This is a genomic window from Flavobacterium sp. KACC 22761, from assembly GCF_034058155.1.
Taxonomy (GTDB): domain Bacteria; phylum Bacteroidota; class Bacteroidia; order Flavobacteriales; family Flavobacteriaceae; genus Flavobacterium.
On sequence record NZ_CP139148.1, the window covers coordinates 3,183,632 to 3,206,588 of the forward strand.

Genomic DNA, 22,957 nt, shown 5'->3' on the forward strand with positions numbered 1-22,957 from the left:
AATACTATGAAAAGAATAAGCCAAATTTTGTCAATGATAATGATTGTTTTGCTGTTGGTGAGCTGTAAAAATGCCAAGCAAAAACTGCAGGAATATGTAACGGCATACAATGCTTCGGCAAAAACTTTTAAAGCTGAAAATGTTACGCTGACAACGGCAAGAGGTTATATTAATGATGATAAAATTGAATTGCGATTTGAAACTGCTTTGGAGCAAAATAAAGCTAATCAAATGGCTGGTGATTTGGCATTTTCAAAATTGCTGAAAGAAATGATTAAAAAAAATCAGATTCCTAAAGATTTAGTTGAAGAAGGAATCCGATTTGATGCTTATTTTTTGGCAGATGATAATACTGTTCTTTCGAAAAAAGTGATAGATAAAGAATCAATTTCAGAAATATTAAAATAAATAGATTTTCAAAATCATTTAAAATATTCAAAAAGTCTCTTTAGTTTTCTAAAGAGGCTTTTTTGTTTGCTGTAAAATGGGTTTATGTGGCTTTATATTATTTGTAATCAAATAATTACAAATTTTATTTTTACACTCCAATGTTGTTTTTGTGTTATAAGTTTGTTATGTTTGAGTTAAAAAATAATCAAATAACTAAAAAATTATGAAAAAAATTACCCAAATCGCATTTGCTTTCATTTTGATTTTAACGCTTGCTAGCTGTAAAAACACCAAGCAGAAAATACAGGAGCATGTCAGTAATTACAATATTTCGTCCTCTATAAAGGGTGCGGGAATTATTAGCACAAGTGCAAAAGCATTTTTAAATGATAATAAAATTGAGATAAGAATCGAGACTAATTTAGAAGGCAATGACGAAAATAAACTGGCAACAAAAACATCTTTTCCAAACTTGCTGAAAGAAATGATTAAAAACAATCAGATTTCTCAAGAATTGATTGAAGAAGGAGTGTCGTTTGATGTTTATTTCTTATCTTATAATAATATCATATTAGCAAAACAATTAGTTGACAAAGACGAATTGGCCATATTAGAAGGTTCTGGAGGAGGAAATGGAAAAGAAACTGCAAAATTGTAATTGCTTGTGAAATAAAAACTACTTTATATAGCTAAAAAAAGCCTTTTTGAAAATATGATCAAAAAGGCTTTTTAAGTTTAATTCGGCTTGGTGACGTTTGTCAAATTATCTGGAAAATACAACTCAGATAAATTAGTAAACTCATCACCTCGCATAAAGATGTTGATGTCGACATCGGCAAAAGAAGTTTTTCCGGCTGCTGCCAAAAGTTCATTTGCAGAATGAAGCGTATTTTTATGGAAATGATACACACGCTCTGATTTGTCGGTGACAACCAATCCTTTCATCAGCATTTTGTTTTGAGTGGCAACTCCGGTAGGGCATTCGTTATTATGGCAACGCAAAGCCTGAATACAGCCTAAAGAGAACATAAATCCTCTTGCACTGTTACACATATCAGCGCCCAATGCAATGGCGTGTAAAATAGAATAACCAGAAATGATTTTCCCGCTTCCGATAATTCTCATCTTATCTCTGATATTTAGTCCGACTAAAGTTTTGTTGACGAAAATTAAAGCAGGCTCGAATGGCATTCCAACTCCATCTGCAAATTCTAGCGGTGCGGCTCCTGTTCCTCCTTCGGCTCCATCGACCGTAATAAAATCAGGATAAATATCTTCGGCAATCATTTCGTGGCAAATCGATTCAAATTCTGCTGTATTTCCAATGCATAATTTAAAACCAATTGGTTTTCCGTTTGACAGATCACGCAATTGCTTAATAAAATGAACTAATCCTTTAGAGTCTGAAAATGCACGATGGCCAGGAGGAGAAAGAATCATGGTATGTGGCTCAACACCTCTAATTTTAGCAATCTGTTCCGTATTTTTTCTGGCTGGAAGAACACCGCCGTGGCCTGGTTTTGCGCCTTGAGAAAGCTTGATTTCAATCATTTTTACATTTGGAAGATTGGCTTTTTCGGAGAATTTCTCTGGACTGAAATTTCCTTCGGCATCTCGGCATCCAAAATAACCTGTACCAATTTGCCATGTAATATCACCACCGCCAGCAAGATGAAATTCGGTCAATCCGCCTTCTCCAGTATTTTGATAGAAATTTCCCTTTTGAGCTCCAATGTTGATCGCGCGAACTGCATGCTCGCTAAGCGAACCAAAACTCATTGCCGACACATTAAATAAAGAAGCAGAATAAGGTTGTTTGCAGTCTTTTCCGCCTACTAAAACGCGAGGCAGTTCTTCATTAACTTTTGCTGGAAAAATGGAATGTTTTATTCCTTCATAATTCTCAGTGTTTAAGTTTAATTGCGTTCCAAAAGGAGTGCTAGAATCGATGTTTTTAGCTCTTTGATACACCAAGGAACGTTGGTTTCTAGAAAATGGTTTTCCATCTGTCGATCTTTCAATAAAATACTGCTGAATCTCAGGTGCAATCATTTCAAATAAATATCTGAAATATCCCAAAACCGGGAAGTTCCTTAAAATAGCATGTTTTTCCTGAGATGCGTTATAAACTCCCACAATCAGCAAAAGCGGAATAATAAATACGAGTAAATAACCTCGCCCGGTGTAATAATAAATTGCAGCAACAATTAGAAACAATAAGAATCCGTAAATAAAGAATTTTTTTCTCATGTTTTTAAAAAATTAAATAGGTAATAAATCCGATAATCAGTTGAATCTTAAGCGTACATAAACGTGTTTGATTCCTTTTTTGTCTGATTCTCTTTCGTCGATTTCCAGAATATCAGTTAACGATTTAAGCATTGGTGTCAGTTTTGAATAACCATAATTTCGAGGATCAAATTCAGGTTTTTTCTTCACGATCAAATTGCCGACATCCCCAAGAAATGCCCAGCCATCATCATCTTCGATGTCTTCAATTGTAGATTCGATTAGTTCAATGGTTTGTTTGTCAATTTTATGAAGTGCTTTTTCAGCAGGTTTCTCAACTGGTTTTTTGGTGTCTGCAGCTACTACTTTTGGTTTTTTCTTTTGAGTTGCGCCATCCAAAACTTCAATGTATATAAATCGGTCGCAGGCAACAATAAAAGAATTTGGCGTTTTCTTTTCTCCAATACCAATTACTTTCATGCCAGATTCTCTTAAGCGGACTGCAAGGCGGGTAAAATCGCTGTCGCTGGAAACAATGCAAAAACCGTCTAATTTTCCGGAATAAAGCAAATCCATAGCATCAATAATTAGCGCAGAATCTGACGAATTTTTTCCAACGGTATAACTGTATTGCTGAATAGGAGTAATAGCATGTTCCAATAAAACGCCTTTCCATCCATTTGCATTCGGTTTTGTCCAGTCGGCATAAATTCTTTTCGTAGTGGGCGTTCCTAATTTTGCAATTTCTTCCATCATGCCTTTTACATTACTGTAAGGCACATTGTCTGCATCAATAAGAACTGCCAGTTTTAAATCTTTTGAATTGCTTAAAGGCATTTGTTAAATATTTAAAATTTAATACTCTCAAAGTTAAAATTAAAATTGGTTTTTATAAGAATTCAATGATGAATAAGTGGTTTGATGTGTACTAATTAGTTTCATTATAAATAATATTCAGTCTTTAGAAAAATAATTAAAGATAAGTTTGTCTTTTATTTAAAATCTCTCTATCTTTGTATGGAATTAATTAAGGATGTATGTTTTCTAAAGCGTGTGAGTACGGAATAAGAGCTTCGATATTTATTGCAACCAAATCTTCGAAAGGGATTAGGGTTGGAATAAAAGACGTAGCAAAAGAGATTGATTCGCCGGAACCATTTACAGCCAAGATTATGCAGATTTTAACCAAAAGTGGCATAATTCATTCGACAAAAGGAGTAGGAGGCGGATTCGAAGTTTCGCCATCGGCATCAAAAACAATAAAATTGATTCAGATTGTAGATGCTATTGACGGGAATAAAATATACAGCGGTTGTGGAATTGGATTGAAGGAATGCTCAGAAGAACATCCTTGTCCCGTTCATCACGAGTTCAAGAAAATAAGAGGACTGCTGTTAGAAATGCTTAAAAATACAACTTTAGAACAGCTAGCTTCTGATGTAAAATCGGGAGAATTCTTTCTTAAAACGACAAATGCGAACAATTAATATTATTAAATATCTTAAAAATGAATACAAAAACCAAAATTTCAGTATTAATCCTAATGGGATTTTTAGCAGTTACTTCTTGCGGTAAAAAAGAAACAACTCCAGCTGAACCAACAGAACCTACCGAAACATCTATTGAAGGAGAAAAAGCTCCAACAGCTGCAACTACAGAGGAAAATGTTTTAGTTATTGAAGGAAATGACCAAATGCAATTTAATGTAAATGAATTGAAAGCTGTTGCCGGAAAACCAATCAAATTAACTTTGAAACACGTTGGTAAAATTCCGAAAGAAGCAATGGGACACAATCTTGTGATTTTACAGGAAGGAACAGATCAAGCAGCTTTTGCTTTAAAAGCAAATGATGCCAAAGCAACGGATTATATTCCGGAATCTGAAAAAGCTTCAATCATTGCGCACACTAAATTAATTGGTGGTGGAGAAGAAGATACAATCGAATTTACAATTGATAAAAAAGGATCTTACCCATTTATTTGCTCTTTCCCAGGGCACGTAGCTATGATGAAAGGTGTATTAATTGTTGAGTAAATAACAAAAAGCTCCAAATGCTGTAACTGGATTTGGAGTTTTTTTAAAAACTAATAAAAGATAAAATTATCTTTTATTAAATGAAAAAAGAATGAAAAGAGAAAAAAAATTATGGCTGGTTTTTGCATTGGTAATGAGTATATCATTTGCAGTGCTGGGTTATTATGGTTATGAGATTTATCAGCAGGCACCACCTGTTCCAAAAGAAATTGTAACCGATTCTGGAAAAATTGTTTTTAGCGAAAGCGAAATTAAAGACGGACAAAATATCTGGCAGAGTATAGGAGGCCAGGAAGTGGGATCGATCTGGGGACACGGCGCCTATGTGGCCCCAGACTGGACCGCTGATTGGCTGCATAGAGAAGCCGTTTTTATCTTGGATATTTATGCTAAGAAAGATTTTAATAAAAAATATGAGGAATTGGATGCCGAAAAACAATCGGCTTTGAAAATTAGATTGCAGAAAGATGTTAGAACTAATCGTTATAATCCTGACACAGGAGTTCTTACCATTTCTGAAAATCGAGTTGTGGCTATACAAAGTTTAAGCGAATATTATAAAGGTCTTTTTACGAATGATCCTCAATTTGATAAGTTGAGAGAAGAATATGCAATTCCGAAAAACTCAATTACAGATGTTGAAAGAATGCATAAAATGAATGCCTTTTTCTTTTGGGCGACTTGGGCAACAGTTACAAATCGTCCGGGCGGAGACATTTCGTATACGCACAATTGGCCATCTGATGAATTGGTTGGAAATACCGCCACAACAGAGCTTTTAGCTTGGTCTGGAGTAAGCATAATTTTACTGATTTTGAGTGTCGGAATCTTAGTTTTCTATCATGCAAAATCGGGTGAAGAAGAAGAATTTCCACTTCCAAAAGAAGATCCGTTGATCAAACAAGGCAAAACCAAATCGATGGGATTGGTGACCAAATATTTCTGGATTGTGAGTTTGTTGATGGTTTTACAAATGGTTTTCGGAATCATCACAGCGCATTATGGTGTAGAAGGAAATGGTTTATACGGAATTCCGATTGATAAAATCCTGCCTTATGCCGTAACACGTACTTGGCATACGCAATTGGCCATTTTCTGGATTGCAACGGCTTGGCTGGCGACTGGATTGTATATTGCACCAGCAGTTTCAGGTAAAGATCCTAAATTTCAATGTTTTGGTATCAACTTTCTCTTTATTGCCTTGTTGATTATTGTTTTAGGTTCAATGGCTGGACAATGGTTTGGAGTAATGCAAAAATTAAATTTAGTTCAAAATTTCTGGTTTGGACATCAAGGCTATGAATATGTTGATTTAGGCCGTTTCTGGCAGATTTTCCTTTTAGTTGGATTGTTTTTATGGTTGGCTTTAATGATTCGTCCGTTACTTCCCGTTTTAAAGAAAAAAACAGAAGAGAAAAACTTAATCATTTTGTTCTTAGTTTCTTGTACTGCAATTGCTATGTTTTACGGAGCTGGATTAATGTGGGGAAGACAAACCAATTTAGCAATTGCCGAATATTGGAGATGGTGGGTAGTTCACCTTTGGGTTGAAGGTTTCTTTGAAGTATTTGCAACGGTTGTAATTGCGTTCTTGTTTGTTCGTTTGGGATTATTAAAAACGAAAACAGCAACATTAAATGTACTTTTCGCAACCATTATTTTCATGTCTGGAGGTATTTTAGGAACATTCCACCACTTGTATTTCTCAGGAACGCCAACAGCAATTATGGCTTTAGGAGCAACATTCAGTGCCTTAGAGGTGGTTCCGTTGACTTTAATCGGATTTGAAGCGTATCAAAACTATAAAATCTCAAAATCAACACAATGGATTGCCGATTACAAATGGCCGATTTACTTTATGATTTCTGTTGCCTTTTGGAATTTCCTTGGAGCTGGAATCTTCGGATTCATTATTAATCCACCAATTGCATTGTACTATGTTCAGGGATTAAATACAACGCCTTTACATGGGCACACCGCATTGTTCGGAGTTTATGGAATGTTGGGAATTGGTTTAGTATTATTCGTACTGAGAAGTTTATATCGAAATGTAAGCTGGAATACTAAACTGCTTAAAATCACTTTCTGGTCTTTGAATATCGGATTGTTCTTAATGGCAATCTTAAGCCTTCTTCCAATTGGAGTTTGGCAGGCAGTAGAAAGTATTAATCACGGAATGTGGTACGCTCGTTCATCAGAATTAATGCAGCAACCAGCAATGATTACTTTAAAATGGCTTCGTGCTATCGGAGATTCAATTTTCGGAATCGGATTTATTACAATGGCTTGGTTTGTATTTGAACTGACATTAAAAAACAAAAAATAAAAACATTAAAAAATAAGAATCATGGAAAATTTAAAAAACAAAACAATAGGATCATTTGTAGCTGAGGATTTTAGAACAGCTGCAGTTTTTTCAAAATATAGAATAGATTTTTGCTGCAAAGGAAACCGAACAGTAACTGAAGTTTGCGAAAAACAAAATATTGATGCAGATGCTTTATTAGAAAATGTATTGCAAGTTGTGCAGTCAGAAAATAACGGAAGTATTGATTTCAACTCATGGCCATTAGATTTATTGGCAGATTACATTGAGAAAACGCATCACCGTTATGTAGAAGAAAAAACGAATGTTTTACTTCCATTCTTAGATAAATTATGCAAAGTACATGGAGCAAATCACCCAGAATTATTCAAGATTAATGAATTGTTTATTGGTTGTGCGGGAGAATTATCTCAACACATGAAAAAAGAAGAATTGATTTTATTTCCGTTTATAAAAAGAATGGTGAAAACAAAAGACACAGATGGAGTTTTGCATCAGCCATCTTTTGGTACTGTTTCAAATCCGATTGCGATGATGATGCACGAACACGATAATGAAGGCGAACGTTTTAGAGAAATAGCTAAGTTGACCGATAATTATACGCCGCCAGCAGATGCTTGCACGACTTATAGAGTGACTTTTGCGATGCTGAAAGAGTTTGAAGCAGATTTGCACAAACATATTCATTTGGAAAACAATATTTTATTTCCAAAAGCTGTGGCTTTAGAAAAAGACTTTGTTGAAGTAGAATAAAAGGGTAATTTTAATAGTTCGAAAACATCGGTAATAATCTTGTAAGGTGATAATTATCGGTGTTTTTATTTTTTAACCATATAAGTAATATAAGTTCATTTTAGCAAATTGTATAATTTCTTATATTGCTTATATGGTTTAAATATTTTATGTTTAAAAAGTTGCAATATGAATTCTCAAAAAGCTTGGATACTTTGCTGTTTTTTTAATTTTCTGATTGCTTGTGCTTTCGGATTATTAATGCGGTTAATGTATCTTTTCCCTTTAGATTTTTTGAACTATGGTTTTCTGCTTCATGCACATTCGCATGTTGCCATGTTAGGCTGGGTTTATTTGATCATTTATGTTTTGATTGTTCATTTTTTTATTCCGAAAGAAAAAAGTCAGAAACCAATTTATAACCGTTTATTTTGGCTGACTGAATTTTCAGTAATCGGAATGATGATTGCTTTTCCAATTCAAGGATATGCTGTGTTTTCGATTGTATTTTCAACGCTGCATATTTTGTTGAGTTATGTTTTTTGCCGTTTGGTTTGGAAAGACATTTCAAGAGATAAATCTCCATCACAAAGACTCTTATTGGTTTCGATTCTGTTTATGATTTTGTCTACTTGCGGTGTCTGGTGTCTTGGTCCTGCCGTGAGCACGTTAGGAAAACAAAGTGCTTTTTATCAGATTGCGATTCAGTTCTTTCTCCATTTTCAGTTTAATGGTTGGTTTATATTGGCAATTTTAGCTTTGTTTTTAAAACAATTTCAAAATAAAATGGATGAGGCAAAGTTTAAAAAGTTTTATTTTTTGATTATTATTTCTACAATTTTAACTATTTGCTTTCCAGTGCGATGGTTTGTCGAAAATGATATTTTGAGTTACGTCAATGGTTTAGGAGTTTTATTGCAATTAGGATCATTTATTTATTTTTATAAAATGCTCAAACCTCAAATTCATCATTTCAAAAGCACTTTAGATAAAACGACTAAAATAGTTTATGGTTTGGCTTTAAGTTCTTTGTTTTTGAAAGTCGGAATTCAATTGCTAACTCTTTTTCCAAATCTGGCAGAAGTTTCACATCAAATCAGAAATTTTGTAATCGGATTTATTCATTTAGCGACTTTAGGAATCATAACTGGATTTTTGTTCGGGATTTTACTTCAGAATAAAATGCTTCCTGCCAATTCTTCATCATTGAAAATAGGAGTGAAGTGTTTTATTTCAGGATATATTTTGACAGAAGTTTTATTATTTCTGCAAGGCTGGTTTTTCTTTTTTGGAGAAGGAACTCTTCCGGGATATTTTCAAAGTATTTTGATATTTAGTATACTTTTGGTTTTGGGATTGGTTTTGATTGTGATATCTAAAATAAATTTTCTTTCCTGCAAGGTTTCAAAAACCTTGTAGGTCTTATATTTTAAATATTTAGATACCTACAAGGTTTTTGAAACCTTGCAGGAAGTCAAACTTTTCTAAATCATAAATTTATTGATAGAAGTCCGATTTAAATAAAAAACAAGAGTCAATTTATTTCTAAATCTGCTCTTGTTTTCTTAGTAATTAACCTATTTAAATATCTATATTTTTCCAGCTTCCAGATTTATTGCTTCAATTGTTTTTTCATTATTTACACCTAAACCTTCTTGCTGAAATACCAATTCTCCTTCTGGATTAAAAACGCTTATAATATTAGAGTGCGAAAAATCTATTGGAGAAATTTGTTTGTAATTAACAGCTAAAACGGCTGCAAACTCTCTTGTGTTTTCTTCAGACGAACGAAGAAAAATCCAAGGATCTTGATTCATTTTATTTTCAATTGCAAATGATTTTAATCTTTCAGGCGTATCTGTTTTCGGGTCTATACTGACCAAAATCAATTTGACATGTTGTTTTGTCTTTTCCTCCAGTTTTGATTCAATATCACGCATATCGGCCACTAATCTAGGGCATGCCGCTTTACAGCTTGTGTAAATCATTACCATTACGAGTACATTTCCTCTAAGCGATTTTAATTCAATGTCTTTACCATTTTGCGTTGTCCATTTTGATGGCAGATTATAAATTGATAAATCGCTAATTTCTTTTTTTGTCTCTACTTTAACCTCTTTTTTATCTGTTTCCTTACAGCTGTAAAATGAGAATAAAATAAGAAAAGCAATTGCTGTTTTTTTCATTATAAAACTAATTTTAAATTAGATTTTTGGTTTTGTTGTACTGGCACATCTAAAGCCAAGATTTCGTGTTGAATATTGCGCTTTCAAGCTTCCTCTAAACGCGTAACGCATAAAAGCAGCATAATCCATTAAATCGGATGCGTTTACTGATCCGCTTCCGCAGAAAAGATTCTTGTCAGTGCTTTTGTCTTTTCTAGATTCTCCCGATAAAAAAATGCTGTTAAAGTCATAAGTCCATTCCCAAACTAAACCATGCATGTCATAAACTCCCCAGTAATTTTTGAAAGTTTTTCCAATCTCATTTTCATAGGTTCTCGACTTCTCATACCAAGACAGAATATATTCGTTGAATTCTTTTTTGGTACGTGCATCAATCTTTTTGGTATCTGCCATTGCTACATATTCCCATTCATCCATTGTTGCCAGACGTTTTCCTTGGCACTCGCAATATTTTTTAGCTGCAAACCAAGAAACACTTGTTACAGGCGACTTTGGTTTTGCATTTCCAAAATCAAAATCATTAGTCCAATAAGAGAGATAGCTTTTATCGGCAAAAATTCCTTTAATTTTTGATTTTTGATAAGAAGGATTTTTTTTGACAAATGCTAAAAACTCACTATTTGTAACTGGATAAATATCTATGTAAAATGACTTTACAACAACAGGTTTTTGAGAAACAGCTCCATAAAGAGGGACATAAGATCCCTCTTTTATGAATGCCATTCCTTTTTCCTGAGCCTTCATGACACTAAACACAGAGAAAAAGAGAGTTAGTATGAAAATGTATTTTTTCATGCTCAATGTTTACTGTTATCTTAACGCTTTTACCATTTCTGGTGTAATTTCCGTTTTATTATTGCCCCAGCTGCTATAGATATAGGTAAGCACATTTGCAATTTCATCATCAGATAAATTCTGAGATGGCATTACATTGTTGTATTTTTTGCCGTTAACAGTTACTTCGCCAGTTAAACCATGTAGAATGGTTTTTATGGCACGTTTAGAATCGGCATTTAAATAATCTGATTTTGCTAAAGGAGGGAAAGTGTTTGGAATTCCTTGCCCTTCAGATTGGTGGCAAGCAAAACAAGTTGTTCCAAAGATTTCTTTACCAATTTTTATTTTCTCTTCTACAGTACGTTTTGGAACTACCGTTTTAGTAGCTACAGTACCAGGCATTTTCTGAATCGTTCCACCTTCAGGCAGATAAATACCTTCTTGAATAGTTCCAGAATAAATATTTTTATTTTCTTTTCCTTCCACTTTAAGCATTCCCAATGCACCTTTATTGAACGCTCTAAAAATAGAGTGGTCAACCAAAATAAAAGTTCCCGGAGTTTCTACTTTAAAATCTACAATAGCAGCACCACCAGCCGGAATTAAAGTAGTTTGAACATTTTTATTGACTGTGCTTCCGCCTTCAACATGTACATTGTCAAATATTTCTCCAATAACGTGGAAAGAAGAAACCAAGTTTGGCCCGCCGTTTCCAACAAACAGACGAACAGTTTCGCCTACTTTTGCAGTAAGCTCGTTTCCGTTAGTAAGTGATCCCACTTTTCCGTTAAAAACTACATAATCAGGTGTTTCTTTTACAGCTTTGTTCATGTCGAATGGTTGTAAGCCTTTTGCGCCATATTCACCTTGAGTGTAAAAATCACCTTGCATTACGTAGTATTCTTTATCAACAGGAGGAAGTCCACCTTCTGGCTCAACCAAAATGAGTCCGTACATACCATTTGCAATATGCATTCCCACAGGAGCTGTTGCGCAGTGATACACATACAATCCCGGATTTATAACTTTAAAACTGAAAACTTTTTCGTGTCCTGGTGCTACAAGAGAAGAAGTTGCTCCACCGCCCGGACCAGTCACGGCATGTAAATCTATATTGTGAGGTAGTTTATTATCAGGATGGTTTTTCAAGTGAAATTCGACTTCATCGCCAACACGAGTTCTAATAAAACTTCCAGGAACAGAACCTCCAAATGTCCAATAGGTATATTTTACGCCATCAGTCATTGTACCTTCTTGTTCTTTAATTTCCATATTTAATTTTAACTTCATGGCAGGCCGTTCTCCAACCGGTTTGGGTACATGTGGTGGTGAGGTAAGTTCTGCATTCATTTCGCCTTCAGTCATAATGTCTGCATAATCTTTAGTTTCTTCTTTTTTGCAGCCTCCTAAGATAAGAAGCATACAGAATGTACTTAATAGAACATTTAGTTTACTTAGAGCTTTGTTTTTATTTTTCATAATTTATTGATTTTGTTTTAGTTGTAGTTTTATTAAAGGTAAAAAAAATATTTATTCAAAAATAAAAGATGATTTTATCTTTTATTATGATAAAAATCATGTTTAAAAATATTACGAGCTAGTTTTGAGTATTTGTAGTAATTTATGCTAAGGAAAAAACCTGTTAAATCTTTTATCTTGAATATTTTTTAATAAAAATAATTGAGGGTCTTCATTTTAAATTAATAATGATTATTTTTGCTCGCTGATTAAATTAAAAAAAGTACTACATTATATTATGGTAAAAGATTTATTCGAGAGAATTCAGGACAATAAAGGACCTTTAGGAAAATGGGCTTCTCAAGCAGAAGGTTATTATGTTTTCCCAAAGTTAGAAGGAGAGTTGGGTCCTAGGATGACTTTTCATGGAAAAAATATTTTAAACTGGAGTTTAAATGATTATTTAGGTTTAGCAAATCATCCAGAAGTTCGTCAAGCAGATACAGATGCGGCAATTCAGTTTGGTGCAGCTTATCCAATGGGAGCTCGTATGATGTCTGGACACACTACGTACCACGAACAATTAGAAAATGAATTAGCTGAATTCGTAATGAAAGAATCTGCTTATTTGTTGAATTTTGGTTACCAAGGAATGGTTTCTATCATTGATGCTTTGGTTACTAAAAATGACATTATTGTTTATGATGTAGATTCACATGCTTGTATCATTGATGGTGTTCGTTTGCACATGGGTAAACGTTTCACATACAAACACAATGATCTTGAAAGTATGGAGAAAAACTTGCAGCGTGCTACAAAAATGGCTGAAGAAACTGGTGGAGGTATTTTATTTATCACTGAAGGAGTTTTTGGAATGCGCGGACAGCAAGGAAAATTGAAAGAAATTGTTGCAATGAAGGAAAAATACAATTTCCGTTTGTTGGTAGATGATGCACACGGTTTTGGAACACTTGGTAAAACAGGTGCTGGAGCAGGTGAGGAGCAAGGAGTTCAAGATCAAATTGATGTTTACTTCTCTACTTTTGCAAAATCTATGGCTAATATCGGTGCTTTTGTAGCGGCTGATAAAACGGTTATTGACTATTTAAAATACAACTTGCGTTCTCAAATGTTTGCAAAAGCATTGCCAATGATTCAAACAATTGGTTCTTTGAAGCGTTTAGAGTTGTTGCGTAAATCTTCGGCAATTAAAGATAAACTTTGGGAAAACGTGAATGCATTGCAAAGCGGTCTTAAAGAAAAAGGATTTAATATTGGAGATACAAATACTTGTATTACGCCAGTTTATTTAGAAGGAAGCATTCCTGAAGCAATGGTAATGGTAAACGATTTAAGAGAAAACTACGGTATTTTCCTTTCGATTGTTGTTTATCCAGTTATTCCAAAAGGAATTATTTTGTTGAGAATGATTCCAACTGCTTCTCATACACTTGCTGATATTGAAGAAACATTAACTGCTTTCGAAGCAATTCGCGAGAAATTAGTTAACGGAACTTATAAAGAAATTGCTGAACGTACAACTGTTGACGTTTCGTAATTACGAATAAAAACAGATTCTCTTAAGTGGGAATTATGTAAAAAAATCCATTTGTTATACGAATGGATTTTTTTTATTTGGACTAACTTTATTTCATAATCAACAAAATAAAAATAACGAATTATGAAAAGAGTATTAGCAATAACGACACTTGTTTTAACAGTTCTTATTTCCTGTAAAAAAGCAACCGATACTGAACCAGTTCAAATTGAACCAAAAGCGCCAAAAGATGCCGAATTAGTAGAGCCAGCTGGCGATCAATGTTATGCTTCAAGACAAAATGGAAATGTAGTGTTGATAAGTTTTAATGTGAATTCACATCAAGAAGTTAACGGAAAACTAAGTTACAATTTAACCGGAAAAGATAAAAACGATGGAACTTTAGTAGGCAACATGAAAGGTGATACTTTAATTGGAGATTATACGTTTTTGTCTGAAGGAGTTTCATCTGTTAGAGAAGTTGTTTTTCTGCAAAAAGACGGCGCTTTAATTGAAGGATACGGTGATGTGGTTTCGACAAATGATAGAGTTACCTTTAAAGATAAATCAAAATTAAAATTTGATGCAAAAAATACATTGACTAAAGTTGATTGTAAAGTAGAATAATGAAAGTGATCATGAAGTAAAAATCCATTCGTTTGGGGGCGAATGGATTTTTTTATTTTTAATTTTCTAAAACTGAAAATTCTTACTGCGACTGAAAACTAAAACTAAAGATTCTTCAAATAAGTTTTTCTTTGGCAATGAATTGTTGGGTCAAAGTTTTTCCAGAGCAAGTGAATAGCATTGTTTTCTAATAACTCTGGAGTTCTAATGCAAGTCTGAATTCCTTTTGCAGAAAAAGTCTTGTAATATTCATCAAAAATGATGGCAGTAACACCTTTGTTTTGATATTCAGGTCGAACGCCGATTAGGTAAAAAACAACATCTTTACTGTGTTTTTTAGCTTTTAATAATTGAAGAAAGCCAAAAGGAAACAGTTTTCCTTTTATCTTTTGCAAAGCTTCAACAAAACTCGGCATTACAATACTAAAAGCAACTAATTTGTCATCTTTGTCAACTACAAATTTGATATATTCTGGATTGATGAAACTGATGTATTTCTTTTTGAAATATTCTTTTTGCACATCAGAAATAGCGACAAATGACGCTAGTTTTTCATAGGATTCATTAAACAAATCAAACATTTCGTCAACATACGGCATAATGTCTTTTGTTCTCGTAAAAGTAAGCGGTTTTAATCCGTAGCGTTTTTTGATTAATTCTTGAGCTTTTTGAAAAAACTCCGGTTTTACATTTGAAAAAGGAAAAATACTTTCGATATATTGTTTTTCGACTTGAAAGCCTAATTGTTCCAAATGCGTCACATAATACGGGTGATTGTACCATGTAATCATAGTTCCAATTTGGTCATAACCTTCGGTCAAAACACCTACTTTATCTAAGTTTGAAAAACCCATTGGGCCTTCGGCATGCTCCAAGTTGTGTTTTCGGCCTAATTCATAAACCTTTTCTAATAATGCTTTTGTCACTTCAATGTCATCAATAACATCAAACCAGCCAAAACGCACTTTTCTCTTATGCTGATTGTTGACTTCTGCCCAATTGATAATTGCCGTGATGCGGCCTACAGGTTCATTATTTCTATAAGCAATATAAAAATAAGCTTCGGCATTATCAAAAGCTGGGTTTTTAGTCTTATCAAACGATTCCAATTCATCTGCAATAATAGGCGGAACCCAATACGGATTGTCCTTATAAAGTGAAAACGGGAATTTGATATATTCAGTTAATTCTTTTTTAGTTTTGGCTTCTTTTATTGTAATCATTAAAGATTTTATTAATTGCATTTTTGTTTGATCAACATGTATTTTAGAACGAATATAGTTATCTTTAGTTTAACAAAAAAGAATTGTATAAAAAAAGCTCAATTGAAAGGGCTTTAAATTCATTTATATATAGTTATGTCTGAATTAGTCTGTCCTTGTTTTGTAACTTCCCAGACGAGTACATTATTAATCCATACTTTTTCTAAAGTAACTGAAATTCCAAATTTTCCATTTTCTCGATCATATTTTGCTTTAATGGTATCTGTTTCTGTTTTATTCCAATGCAAGTAAGTTATTGGGAAATCTTCATTTTCAATCGCATTAAGGAATACTTTAATATAATGTCTGTCAAATTCGTTTACAACATGAACATTATTAGGATAGTCACTTGTAATAGCATTGCTAATATTTAAAACTTTTTTCCCTGCAATAAGATAATCTGCATAGATTATGTTTTCGGGAAACTTTTCTGTTCCTAGAAGATTTTCCCCAGATTTATTATCTTTAAGGTCTATATTTATACATGTATTAATGTATGTTGCTTTTGGGGGAGTGGTTTCATTATCACATGAATAAAAAGCAATTGTGATTAAAAGAATAAAAGTGATATTTTTCATGTTGAATTAGTTTAAGGTGTTATGTTATATATCATATTGATTCCGTAATTATATGAAGTTGATCCTGGGTTAAAATTATTGTATGCGTAGTTGCCATCATTTAGTCCTCCCCATCCCCAATTCATGTGTAAATATAAATAGCTGGTTGCGAGTCCTGTACAACGGCCTAAATAGTCTACTTCATGTGTAGTCCATTGCGTGTAACCATCGCAAACCCATGAATGTCCTGAAAATGTTGAAGGATTAGTACCACCTAAAATAACAGGTTTGTTTTGATCGAGACTGTTTTTGACTTTGTTCCAATCATATGTTGTTGAGTAAGTAGCACCTGAGTATTTAAAATAGTTTTTTAATGAAGGTACTATTGAATAGTCATAGGCTCCAGATCCACCACAAGAGTATGTCATATTTACAGATTCTCCAGCATCTCTCATTAAAACTTGTGTATCGTATGTTCCGTAATCTATTGGCATATTAGCCCAGTTATAACTATTAGGTTTCTTGAAATAAAATAGTACTTGAGCGATTGAAGTTGCAACACATCCAGTGGGAGCTTTTCCTCCGGGTTTTGTAGGGCATGCCAATGGAATTAGATTATTAAATGTATCTCCTTGATGCCATTTAGTGCTTAAAAGTGAAGTTTTTGTATAAAAAGTGTCTTCACAACCGGTTTCTTCTGGAGCTTCTTTGGTTTTATTTGTCAAATTTGAAGAGCTTTTCTTTTGTGAAATTTTGGTTTTATTATTTAATGCTAAATCCCATTCAAAAGCAATATTTTCATTTTGTTTTACCTTATTTTGTATTACATATTTTACTTGTTCTTTTTGGCTTTCCATCCAAGCTAAAACTGCATCTGGTATTTCACTTGGGTTAGCAGAATATGTGCCGGTATCCGAAAATGCTAATATGGGACTTAATCTATTGTCAGCGGAAATAACTAGAAAGCCACCTTCACTATAATTAATTACATAAAAGGCATTGTCATTTTTAGATGTTTTATAAGTGACCAAATCCTTTACTGTTTTGTTACTAGTGATTTTATTTTTACTGTAGGAATTATTCTTTGTAAAAAAAGATTTTGCAATATCTAATGCAATCAATGAATTAATACTGTTTGAATTTGATACTAATTCTTGATTGTCATCTTGTTTGTCACAGGCAATACATAAAATAAATAATAAGAGAAGCAAAAAAGAGCTTTTTATAAGAACAAAACCGTTAGTTTTTTTTACATATTTCAACATAATATAATAGTTTATAAGGTTATAAATGAGGTGAATAAAAATCAAATATAAGGAAAATACTTATGATTATTTTATTTTAATTAAATTTTTTCTTACTTTTTAAGAACAAATTAAATGTCTGCTGAAAACACAATTGTCAATTTGTCAATTTTGTGAACGCTATTTCGTACTGAAAATTCACTGGTTAATATTTTTAAAATGCATTATTATAAAAAAAATGCTTAGACCAACTATAGGGCTAAGCATTTTTTGCATGATAAAATTTGAATATTATAAAAACATTAATTATTTAATACAGTTACTATATCAGTTTTAGTTATTCGTATTTCGCTTTTCGTTTTCTTTCTTTTGCTTGATAATCAATATCTTTTTTGTTGTCAGAATTCTTATCTGCCTTTTCTTTGTTTTTAACCGCGGTCAATTTTTCTTTGTACCAGCCATCATAACGCCAAGAAATCCCAACGCCACCGTATAATATGGAAGGCGTATTTTTGAAGTTTGTACTTATAGAGGCATCAACCTGCATATTTGGTGAAAGAAGATAAGCGGCGCCGCCACGAACGATGGCGTCACTGTAAAAATCACTTTTATATCCTTGATTTTCTATAAATCCAGACCATTTGTCATTAAATCCATGGGTCAAAGTTAAGATATATCCGTAACTTGGATAATCTGTTCCAATATAATCTGCAATAATATTGGTTACAAAAACCCATCTTCCGCCTCCAAATAAGTTTTGGGTTACCAAAGCTACTTTAGGAGATATTTCGCTGTTTGCGGAAAAATAATAAGGATTATCTGCGCCAACAAAATTTGCTCCTGCAAATATAGAAACTGCCGGAATTAATTCACGCCAATTGAAAGCATGATTGGCTTTGTAGCTGTAAATGTTGGCTTCTCTTTTGTAATTTTTATAAGGATCGTAAATTAAATACTTAGCTCCCAGAACGGTTTGTCTGAAATTGTTTTTCTTGTAACTAGTGTACGGAGTGTCAAAGTTTTCCATTTGATATTGTACGTCTAAAACAAACTCCAGTTGCTCTAAAAAAGCGCCGTATCTAAGCGTAAAATCGGTTCCAAAACCGCTTGCATCATAATCTAATAAATCGTGCTTTTCTTTGATTCCGTAAATCCCAAGTTCGCCTTGAATGACTGATTTTCCAACAGCGTAAGCCGACATAGTTTCGCCTGGGCGATTAGAATTTATAACATCAGTGTATTGTCCGAAAAAGAATTGGGGCACAAAAAAAAGAGAAGCAATGAGTAAGTTTTTAATTTTCAACATAAATGTATTTTTTGATTAAAAAGCTATAACGCATTTCAAATGTACTATATTTTATTATTTATTTAAGATTGATATTTTAATTTTAAACAGCGGATTTATTAATTTTGGCAAAAATTATACAGTTATGCAAGAAGCATCTTTTACAAATTTGATTAAAACGATAATATGGATTATTGCGTTTTATTATATTTTTAAATTTTTAGCTAGAATTTTTTTACCAGTATTGGTGAAAAAAGCGGTTGAAAAAGCAGGCGAAAATTTTCAGAGACAACAACAACAATATGGTCAAGATAATTCTTGGCAAAGAACTCAAAATAATAACGATGAAATAATCATCAACACTGCGAATGCAAAAAATCCTCGTGAAACCAAAAAAGTAGGGGATTATGTTGATTACGAAGAAATAGATTAAGTTTGTATCCTGACAAAATTAGGATTCATCATTTAACCAAACCTGCCAAAATTGAAAATAGCAAATAAGTTCATTCCGCACGCCCTTGTAGTACTGGGCTTTATTCTCGTTTCATTAATTTATTTTTATCCAGTTCTGCAAGGAAAACAAATTTTCCAGTCAGATATTGCTCAATACACCGGAATGGCAAAAGAGCAAAATGATTTCAGAGCTGCTGAACATGCGGAGCCTTATTGGACAAATTCTGCTTTTGGAGGAATGCCAACTTATCAATTGGGAGCAAATTATCCCTACGATTTTGTGGGTAAAATAGATGATGTTTTACGTTTTCTTCCGCGCCCAGCAGATTATCTATTTTTATATTTTCTTGGTTTTTATGGATTGTTGTTGGTTTTAAAAACAGATCCTCTAAAAGCTTTTATTGGTGCTATCGCGTTTGGTTTTTCAACTTACTTGATTATAATTCTTGGCGTTGGTCATAATGCAAAAGCGCATGCAATTGCATATATGCCACTGGTTATCGCCGGATTTATACTCGTTTTTCAAAAAAAATACATTTGGGGAGGTTTGCTCACCATGTTTGCGGTTGCCTTAGAAGTTAATGCCAACCACTTTCAAATGACCTATTATTTATTGATTTTCTTATTGATTCTTTCAGGTTATTTTGCCTTCAATTTTATAAAAGAGAAAGAATACAAGCCGCTTTTAATTTCGATTGGAACTTTGGCAGTGGCAGGAATTTTTGCTATTGGTGCCAATGCAGGAAATTTATTAGCTACTAGTGAATATGCTAAATTCAGTACAAGAAGCAATAGTGAGTTGACTTTTAATCCTGATGGAACTAAAAAAGAAAACGAAAATGCTTTAAGCAGAGAATATATTACAGAATACAGTTATGGAATTGCAGAAAGTTTCAACTTGATTGCACCAAGACTTTTTGGAGGTTCAAATCATGAAAATGTGGGTACAGACAGCCGAATGTATTCGTTTATGATTGAGCATGGAGTTCCAACTACAGATGCAGAAAATTTTGTATCTGGAATGCCAACATATTGGGGCGATCAGCCTATTGTTGCTGCGCCTGCTTATATTGGTGCTGTAGTTTTCTTTTTGGCTGTTTTGGCTCTATTTATTGATGATCGAAAAATAAAATATGTATTCCTTGCAGGAACATTATTTTCACTTATACTTTCATGGGGTAAAAATTTCGCTGTACTGACAGACTTTTTTATTGATTATGTTCCGATGTATGATAAGTTTAGAGCAGTTTCATCGATTCAGGTTATTCTTGAATTATGTATGCCGGTACTTGCTGTAATGGGAATTCAATCTTTCTTTAAAGCGAAAGAAGAACCAAAATTGCAACAAAAAGCGCTTGTTCAAACAGGAGTTTTTGGGTTAGGTGTTATTTTGATTTTAGTAATTGCCAAAGGTTTCTTCCATTTTTCAGGAAGCAGCGACAGTTATTTCATGGAAACTTACGGACCTGATTTTGTTGATGCATTAAAAGAAGACAGAATGTCTTTATATTCTGCCGATTTACTTCGTTCAGGATTCTTTATTGTAGTGACTTTTGGAGTTTTATGGTTATTTATCAAAAATAAATTTTCCCAGACCACTGCATTGATTATCGTTGCTGTTTTAATGGTTTTTGATTTGTTTTTTGTAGATAAAAAATACGTTTCGGCCAAAGATTTTGTGAGTCCGGTTCAAATTGCGGCTCCATTTCAGGAAACTCCAGCCGATGCAAAGATTTTAGAAGATACAACGCATTACAGAGTTTTTGAAGTAAGCGGAAACATGTCTAGTGCTCGTGCTTCGTATTTTCATAATTCTATTGGAGGCTATCATGCAGCAAAACCTAGAAGAATGCAACAACTTTTTGATTATCAAATTGCGAAGAATAATCTAGAAGTTCTTAATATGCTTAATGTTAAGTACGTAATCCAGACCGATAAAGAAGGAAAAGAAATTCCAACAATAAATCCTGAAGCAAACGGAAATGCTTGGTTTGTAAGCACTGTAAAATTGGTGAACAAACCAGATGATGTGATGAAAGCTTTAGATCATATCGATACCAAACAAGTTGCTGTATTCAATGTTCATGAGCATGAGGCCAAATTTAAAAATGCTCGTATGAAAAAACAATGGGATACAACTGGAACTATTAAAGTTGTGGAATACAAACCAAATTACATTAAATATCAATCTGACAACAAGAATGACGGTCTAGCTGTTTTCTCTGAAATGTATTATAAAAATGGTTGGAATGCTTATGTTGATGGTAAATTGACAGATCATTTCCCTGTTGATTATGTTCTAAGAGCAATGGAAATTCCTGGCGGAAAACATACAGTGGAGTTCAAATTTGAGCCACAAGTAATAAAAACTGGAGGAACAATTACTTTGGCTAGTTCAATTGGAATGTTTTTGCTATTGATTGGTGGGATTTATTTTGAGAGAAAGAAATTGTTCGATAATCAGAAACCAGTTTAATCTCGAAGCAACTTTTAAATATAAAACCCAATTTTCTTGGAACAAAAAAAGCTCTTAATAATTACCTATTACTTTCCGCCTGCAGGTGGACCGGGCGTGCAGCGTTGGTTGAAATTTGTAAAATATTTGCCTGAATTTGATATTCAGCCAATAGTTTATATTCCTGAAAACCCAACTTATCCAATTGTGGACGAAGGTTTGGTAAGCGAAATATCGGACAAGGTAATTGTTTTGAAGAATAAAATTTGGGAACCGTATCAATTGGCTTCTATATTTTCGAAAAATAAGACTAAGAAAATCAGTTCTGGGATATTTCCACATAAAAAAAAGCAGACATTTTTAGACAAAACGTTTCTTTGGATCCGTGGCAATCTTTTTATTCCTGATGCTCGTGTTTTTTGGGTAAAACCTTCTGTTGCTTATCTTGAAAAATATATCAAGGAGAATAATATCGATACCATTGTAACTTCTGGACCGCCTCATAGTCTGCACTTGATTGGTTTAGAATTAAAAGAAAAACTAAACGTAAAATGGTTTGCCGATTTTCGTGATCCTTGGACAACGATTGGTTATCACAAAGCATTGCGTCTCTCAAGCTACGCCGATAAAAAGCACAAATATTTAGAACATAAAGTACTAAATACAGCAGATACGATTATTGTAACCAGCAAAACCACAAAAACAGAATTTCAGGCAATCACCAACAAGCCAATTTCTGTAATTACAAATGGTTATGATGTTGAGAATGTTGAAAAACAGACCTTGGATTCTAAATTTACCTTGGCGCATATTGGCTCATTTTTATCTGATAGAAATCCTAATTTTTTATGGGAAGTTTTAGTTGAATTACTTCAAGAAGTTTCAGAATTTAAGTCTCATTTAGAAATCAAATTGATAGGGGCGGTAAGCCAGGAAATTTTAGATGCTATTAAAGAACATCAATTAAATGATTATTTAAATTTAGTAGGTTACGTTTCGCACAAAGAAGCTGTTGCACACCAAAGAAAATCTCAGGTTTTACTTTTAATAGAAATTAATTCGGAAGATACTAAAAGTATTATTCCAGGAAAACTCTTCGAATATATGGTGTCAAATCGCCCAATTGTTGCGATTGGACCACAAGGCTCAGATTTTGCCGACATTATTGCCGAAACAAATACAGGAGTATTTTTTGATTATTCTGAAAAAGCGAAATTAAAAAGTGTACTTTTGGGCTTTTATAATCAGTTTTTAGAAGGAAAATTACAAGCCAATGGTGTTGGTTTACAACAATATTCGCGAAAAAACTTGACCAAACAATTAGCGCAATTAATTCAGTAAAATAACAATTTCAAAATAAAAGGAGAGCAGAAATCAAAAATCTAAACTCTACAATCTAAACTC

At 33.3% G+C, this 22,957-nt stretch carries 21 protein-coding genes; 12 read left to right on the top strand and 9 right to left on the bottom strand.

The window, feature by feature from the left end; translation table 11 throughout:
* Positions 1-6 precede the first annotated feature (6 nt).
* Together SCB73_RS13765 and SCB73_RS13770 are read left to right on the top strand one after the other, a co-directional pair.
* Positions 7-408, top strand: a complete 402-nt coding sequence (locus SCB73_RS13765; RefSeq protein WP_320566795.1) for a hypothetical protein — start codon at positions 7-9, stop codon at positions 406-408.
* A 205-nt stretch (positions 409-613) separates the two neighbouring features.
* Entirely contained in the window at positions 614-1,048 is a 435-nt protein-coding gene (locus SCB73_RS13770) for a hypothetical protein (RefSeq protein ID WP_320566796.1), read from the top strand.
* Between the two features lie 77 nt (positions 1,049-1,125).
* Here SCB73_RS13770 and SCB73_RS13775 read toward each other — a convergent pair whose 3' ends face one another.
* Both SCB73_RS13775 and SCB73_RS13780 read right to left on the bottom strand, forming a co-directional pair.
* Complete coding sequence (locus tag SCB73_RS13775) at positions 1,126-2,640, bottom strand: FMN-binding glutamate synthase family protein (RefSeq protein WP_320566797.1); 1,515 nt, start codon at positions 2,638-2,640, stop codon at positions 1,126-1,128.
* A 36-nt stretch (positions 2,641-2,676) separates the two neighbouring features.
* Positions 2,677-3,456 carry an NYN domain-containing protein gene (locus SCB73_RS13780; RefSeq protein ID WP_026729169.1) on the bottom strand — a complete coding sequence of 260 codons (780 nt, stop codon included), beginning with the start codon at positions 3,454-3,456 and terminating at the stop codon, positions 2,677-2,679.
* A gap of 200 nt (positions 3,457-3,656) precedes the next feature.
* Between SCB73_RS13780 and SCB73_RS13785 the strand changes: the two genes are divergently transcribed.
* The 5 genes from SCB73_RS13785 to SCB73_RS13805 all read left to right on the top strand — a co-directional run bounded on the left by SCB73_RS13785 (position 3,657) and on the right by SCB73_RS13805 (position 9,131).
* Complete coding sequence (locus SCB73_RS13785; RefSeq protein ID WP_320566798.1) at positions 3,657-4,106, top strand: RrF2 family transcriptional regulator; 450 nt, start codon at positions 3,657-3,659, stop codon at positions 4,104-4,106.
* A 20-nt stretch (positions 4,107-4,126) separates the two neighbouring features.
* Positions 4,127-4,654: an azurin gene (azu, locus tag SCB73_RS13790; RefSeq protein ID WP_026729171.1), complete on the top strand. Its 528-nt coding sequence runs from the start codon at positions 4,127-4,129 to the stop codon at positions 4,652-4,654.
* 91 nt (positions 4,655-4,745) lie between these two features.
* Positions 4,746-6,980 carry a nitric-oxide reductase large subunit gene (locus SCB73_RS13795; RefSeq protein WP_320566799.1) on the top strand — a complete coding sequence of 745 codons (2,235 nt, stop codon included), beginning with the start codon at positions 4,746-4,748 and terminating at the stop codon, positions 6,978-6,980.
* A 21-nt stretch (positions 6,981-7,001) separates the two neighbouring features.
* Positions 7,002-7,733 carry an iron-sulfur cluster repair di-iron protein gene (gene ric, locus SCB73_RS13800; RefSeq protein WP_320566800.1) on the top strand — a complete coding sequence of 244 codons (732 nt, stop codon included), beginning with the start codon at positions 7,002-7,004 and terminating at the stop codon, positions 7,731-7,733.
* Between the two features lie 168 nt (positions 7,734-7,901).
* Positions 7,902-9,131, top strand: a complete 1,230-nt coding sequence (locus SCB73_RS13805; protein WP_320566801.1) for a hypothetical protein — start codon at positions 7,902-7,904, stop codon at positions 9,129-9,131.
* A gap of 170 nt (positions 9,132-9,301) precedes the next feature.
* Here SCB73_RS13805 and SCB73_RS13810 read toward each other — a convergent pair whose 3' ends face one another.
* The 3 genes from SCB73_RS13810 to nirK are packed head-to-tail and all read right to left on the bottom strand — an operon-like array spanning position 9,302 to position 12,097.
* Positions 9,302-9,898, bottom strand: coding sequence for an SCO family protein (locus tag SCB73_RS13810; RefSeq protein ID WP_320566802.1), 597 nt, complete (start codon positions 9,896-9,898; stop codon positions 9,302-9,304).
* An 18-nt stretch (positions 9,899-9,916) separates the two neighbouring features.
* Positions 9,917-10,693, bottom strand: a complete 777-nt coding sequence (locus SCB73_RS13815) for a formylglycine-generating enzyme family protein (protein WP_026729175.1) — start codon at positions 10,691-10,693, stop codon at positions 9,917-9,919.
* A 15-nt stretch (positions 10,694-10,708) separates the two neighbouring features.
* On the bottom strand, positions 10,709-12,097 hold the full coding sequence (gene nirK / locus SCB73_RS13820; RefSeq protein ID WP_413927831.1) for a copper-containing nitrite reductase: 1,389 nt from the start codon (positions 12,095-12,097) through the stop codon (positions 10,709-10,711).
* A 334-nt stretch (positions 12,098-12,431) separates the two neighbouring features.
* On the opposite strand from nirK, the gene SCB73_RS13825 reads away from it, so the two are divergent.
* Positions 12,432-13,691 carry an aminotransferase class I/II-fold pyridoxal phosphate-dependent enzyme gene (locus tag SCB73_RS13825; RefSeq protein WP_026729177.1) on the top strand — a complete coding sequence of 420 codons (1,260 nt, stop codon included), beginning with the start codon at positions 12,432-12,434 and terminating at the stop codon, positions 13,689-13,691.
* 123 nt (positions 13,692-13,814) lie between these two features.
* Positions 13,815-14,297: a hypothetical protein gene (locus tag SCB73_RS13830; protein WP_026729178.1), complete on the top strand. Its 483-nt coding sequence runs from the start codon at positions 13,815-13,817 to the stop codon at positions 14,295-14,297.
* A 104-nt stretch (positions 14,298-14,401) separates the two neighbouring features.
* Here SCB73_RS13830 and SCB73_RS13835 read toward each other — a convergent pair whose 3' ends face one another.
* The 4 genes from SCB73_RS13835 to SCB73_RS13850 all read right to left on the bottom strand — a co-directional run bounded on the left by SCB73_RS13835 (position 14,402) and on the right by SCB73_RS13850 (position 18,666).
* Positions 14,402-15,520 (bottom strand): GTP cyclohydrolase, encoded by a 1,119-nt coding sequence (locus SCB73_RS13835; protein ID WP_320566804.1) that lies wholly within the window; start codon positions 15,518-15,520, stop codon positions 14,402-14,404.
* A 119-nt stretch (positions 15,521-15,639) separates the two neighbouring features.
* Positions 15,640-16,137: a hypothetical protein gene (locus SCB73_RS13840; protein WP_320566805.1), complete on the bottom strand. Its 498-nt coding sequence runs from the start codon at positions 16,135-16,137 to the stop codon at positions 15,640-15,642.
* Positions 16,138-16,148: 11 nt separating this feature from the next.
* Positions 16,149-17,327, bottom strand: coding sequence for a C10 family peptidase (locus SCB73_RS13845; RefSeq protein WP_320566806.1), 1,179 nt, complete (start codon positions 17,325-17,327; stop codon positions 16,149-16,151).
* A 370-nt stretch (positions 17,328-17,697) separates the two neighbouring features.
* A complete protein-coding gene (locus SCB73_RS13850) occupies positions 17,698-18,666 on the bottom strand; it encodes a transporter (protein WP_320566807.1) in 969 nt (322 codons plus the stop codon).
* Between the two features lie 124 nt (positions 18,667-18,790).
* Here SCB73_RS13850 and SCB73_RS13855 point away from each other — a divergent pair, with 124 nt between their 5' ends.
* From SCB73_RS13855 to SCB73_RS13865, 3 genes are read left to right on the top strand one after another with little or no spacing between them, the layout of a single operon-like run.
* A complete protein-coding gene (locus SCB73_RS13855) occupies positions 18,791-19,078 on the top strand; it encodes a DUF4834 family protein (protein ID WP_320566808.1) in 288 nt (95 codons plus the stop codon).
* A gap of 51 nt (positions 19,079-19,129) precedes the next feature.
* Complete coding sequence (locus SCB73_RS13860; protein ID WP_320566809.1) at positions 19,130-21,574, top strand: YfhO family protein; 2,445 nt, start codon at positions 19,130-19,132, stop codon at positions 21,572-21,574.
* Between the two features lie 36 nt (positions 21,575-21,610).
* Positions 21,611-22,894: a glycosyltransferase family 4 protein gene (locus tag SCB73_RS13865; RefSeq protein ID WP_320566810.1), complete on the top strand. Its 1,284-nt coding sequence runs from the start codon at positions 21,611-21,613 to the stop codon at positions 22,892-22,894.
* Positions 22,895-22,957: the final 63 nt, after the last annotated feature.

Excerpts from the sequence above, each read along its gene's own strand:
- SCB73_RS13805 (WP_320566801.1), top strand. The coding sequence starts at position 7,902 with ATGAATTCTCAAAAAGCTTGGATACTTTGCTGTTTTTTTAATTTTCTG.
- SCB73_RS13815 (WP_026729175.1), bottom strand. The coding sequence starts at position 10,693 with ATGAAAAAATACATTTTCATACTAACTCTCTTTTTCTCTGTGTTTAGT.
- SCB73_RS13830 (WP_026729178.1), top strand. The coding sequence starts at position 13,815 with ATGAAAAGAGTATTAGCAATAACGACACTTGTTTTAACAGTTCTTATT.
- SCB73_RS13765 (WP_320566795.1), top strand. The coding sequence starts at position 7 with ATGAAAAGAATAAGCCAAATTTTGTCAATGATAATGATTGTTTTGCTG.
- SCB73_RS13775 (WP_320566797.1), bottom strand. The coding sequence starts at position 2,640 with ATGAGAAAAAAATTCTTTATTTACGGATTCTTATTGTTTCTAATTGTT.
- SCB73_RS13810 (WP_320566802.1), bottom strand. The coding sequence starts at position 9,898 with ATGAAAAAAACAGCAATTGCTTTTCTTATTTTATTCTCATTTTACAGC.
- SCB73_RS13850 (WP_320566807.1), bottom strand. The coding sequence starts at position 18,666 with ATGTTGAAAATTAAAAACTTACTCATTGCTTCTCTTTTTTTTGTGCCC.
- SCB73_RS13840 (WP_320566805.1), bottom strand. The coding sequence starts at position 16,137 with ATGAAAAATATCACTTTTATTCTTTTAATCACAATTGCTTTTTATTCA.
- nirK (WP_413927831.1), bottom strand. The coding sequence starts at position 12,097 with ATGCTTCTTATCTTAGGAGGCTGCAAAAAAGAAGAAACTAAAGATTAT.
- SCB73_RS13825 (WP_026729177.1), top strand. The coding sequence starts at position 12,432 with ATGGTAAAAGATTTATTCGAGAGAATTCAGGACAATAAAGGACCTTTA.
- SCB73_RS13770 (WP_320566796.1), top strand. The coding sequence starts at position 614 with ATGAAAAAAATTACCCAAATCGCATTTGCTTTCATTTTGATTTTAACG.
- SCB73_RS13835 (WP_320566804.1), bottom strand. The coding sequence starts at position 15,520 with ATGATTACAATAAAAGAAGCCAAAACTAAAAAAGAATTAACTGAATAT.
- SCB73_RS13785 (WP_320566798.1), top strand. The coding sequence starts at position 3,657 with ATGTTTTCTAAAGCGTGTGAGTACGGAATAAGAGCTTCGATATTTATT.
- ric (WP_320566800.1), top strand. The coding sequence starts at position 7,002 with ATGGAAAATTTAAAAAACAAAACAATAGGATCATTTGTAGCTGAGGAT.
- SCB73_RS13795 (WP_320566799.1), top strand. The coding sequence starts at position 4,746 with ATGAAAAGAGAAAAAAAATTATGGCTGGTTTTTGCATTGGTAATGAGT.
- SCB73_RS13855 (WP_320566808.1), top strand. The coding sequence starts at position 18,791 with ATGCAAGAAGCATCTTTTACAAATTTGATTAAAACGATAATATGGATT.
- SCB73_RS13780 (WP_026729169.1), bottom strand. The coding sequence starts at position 3,456 with ATGCCTTTAAGCAATTCAAAAGATTTAAAACTGGCAGTTCTTATTGAT.
- azu (WP_026729171.1), top strand. The coding sequence starts at position 4,127 with ATGAATACAAAAACCAAAATTTCAGTATTAATCCTAATGGGATTTTTA.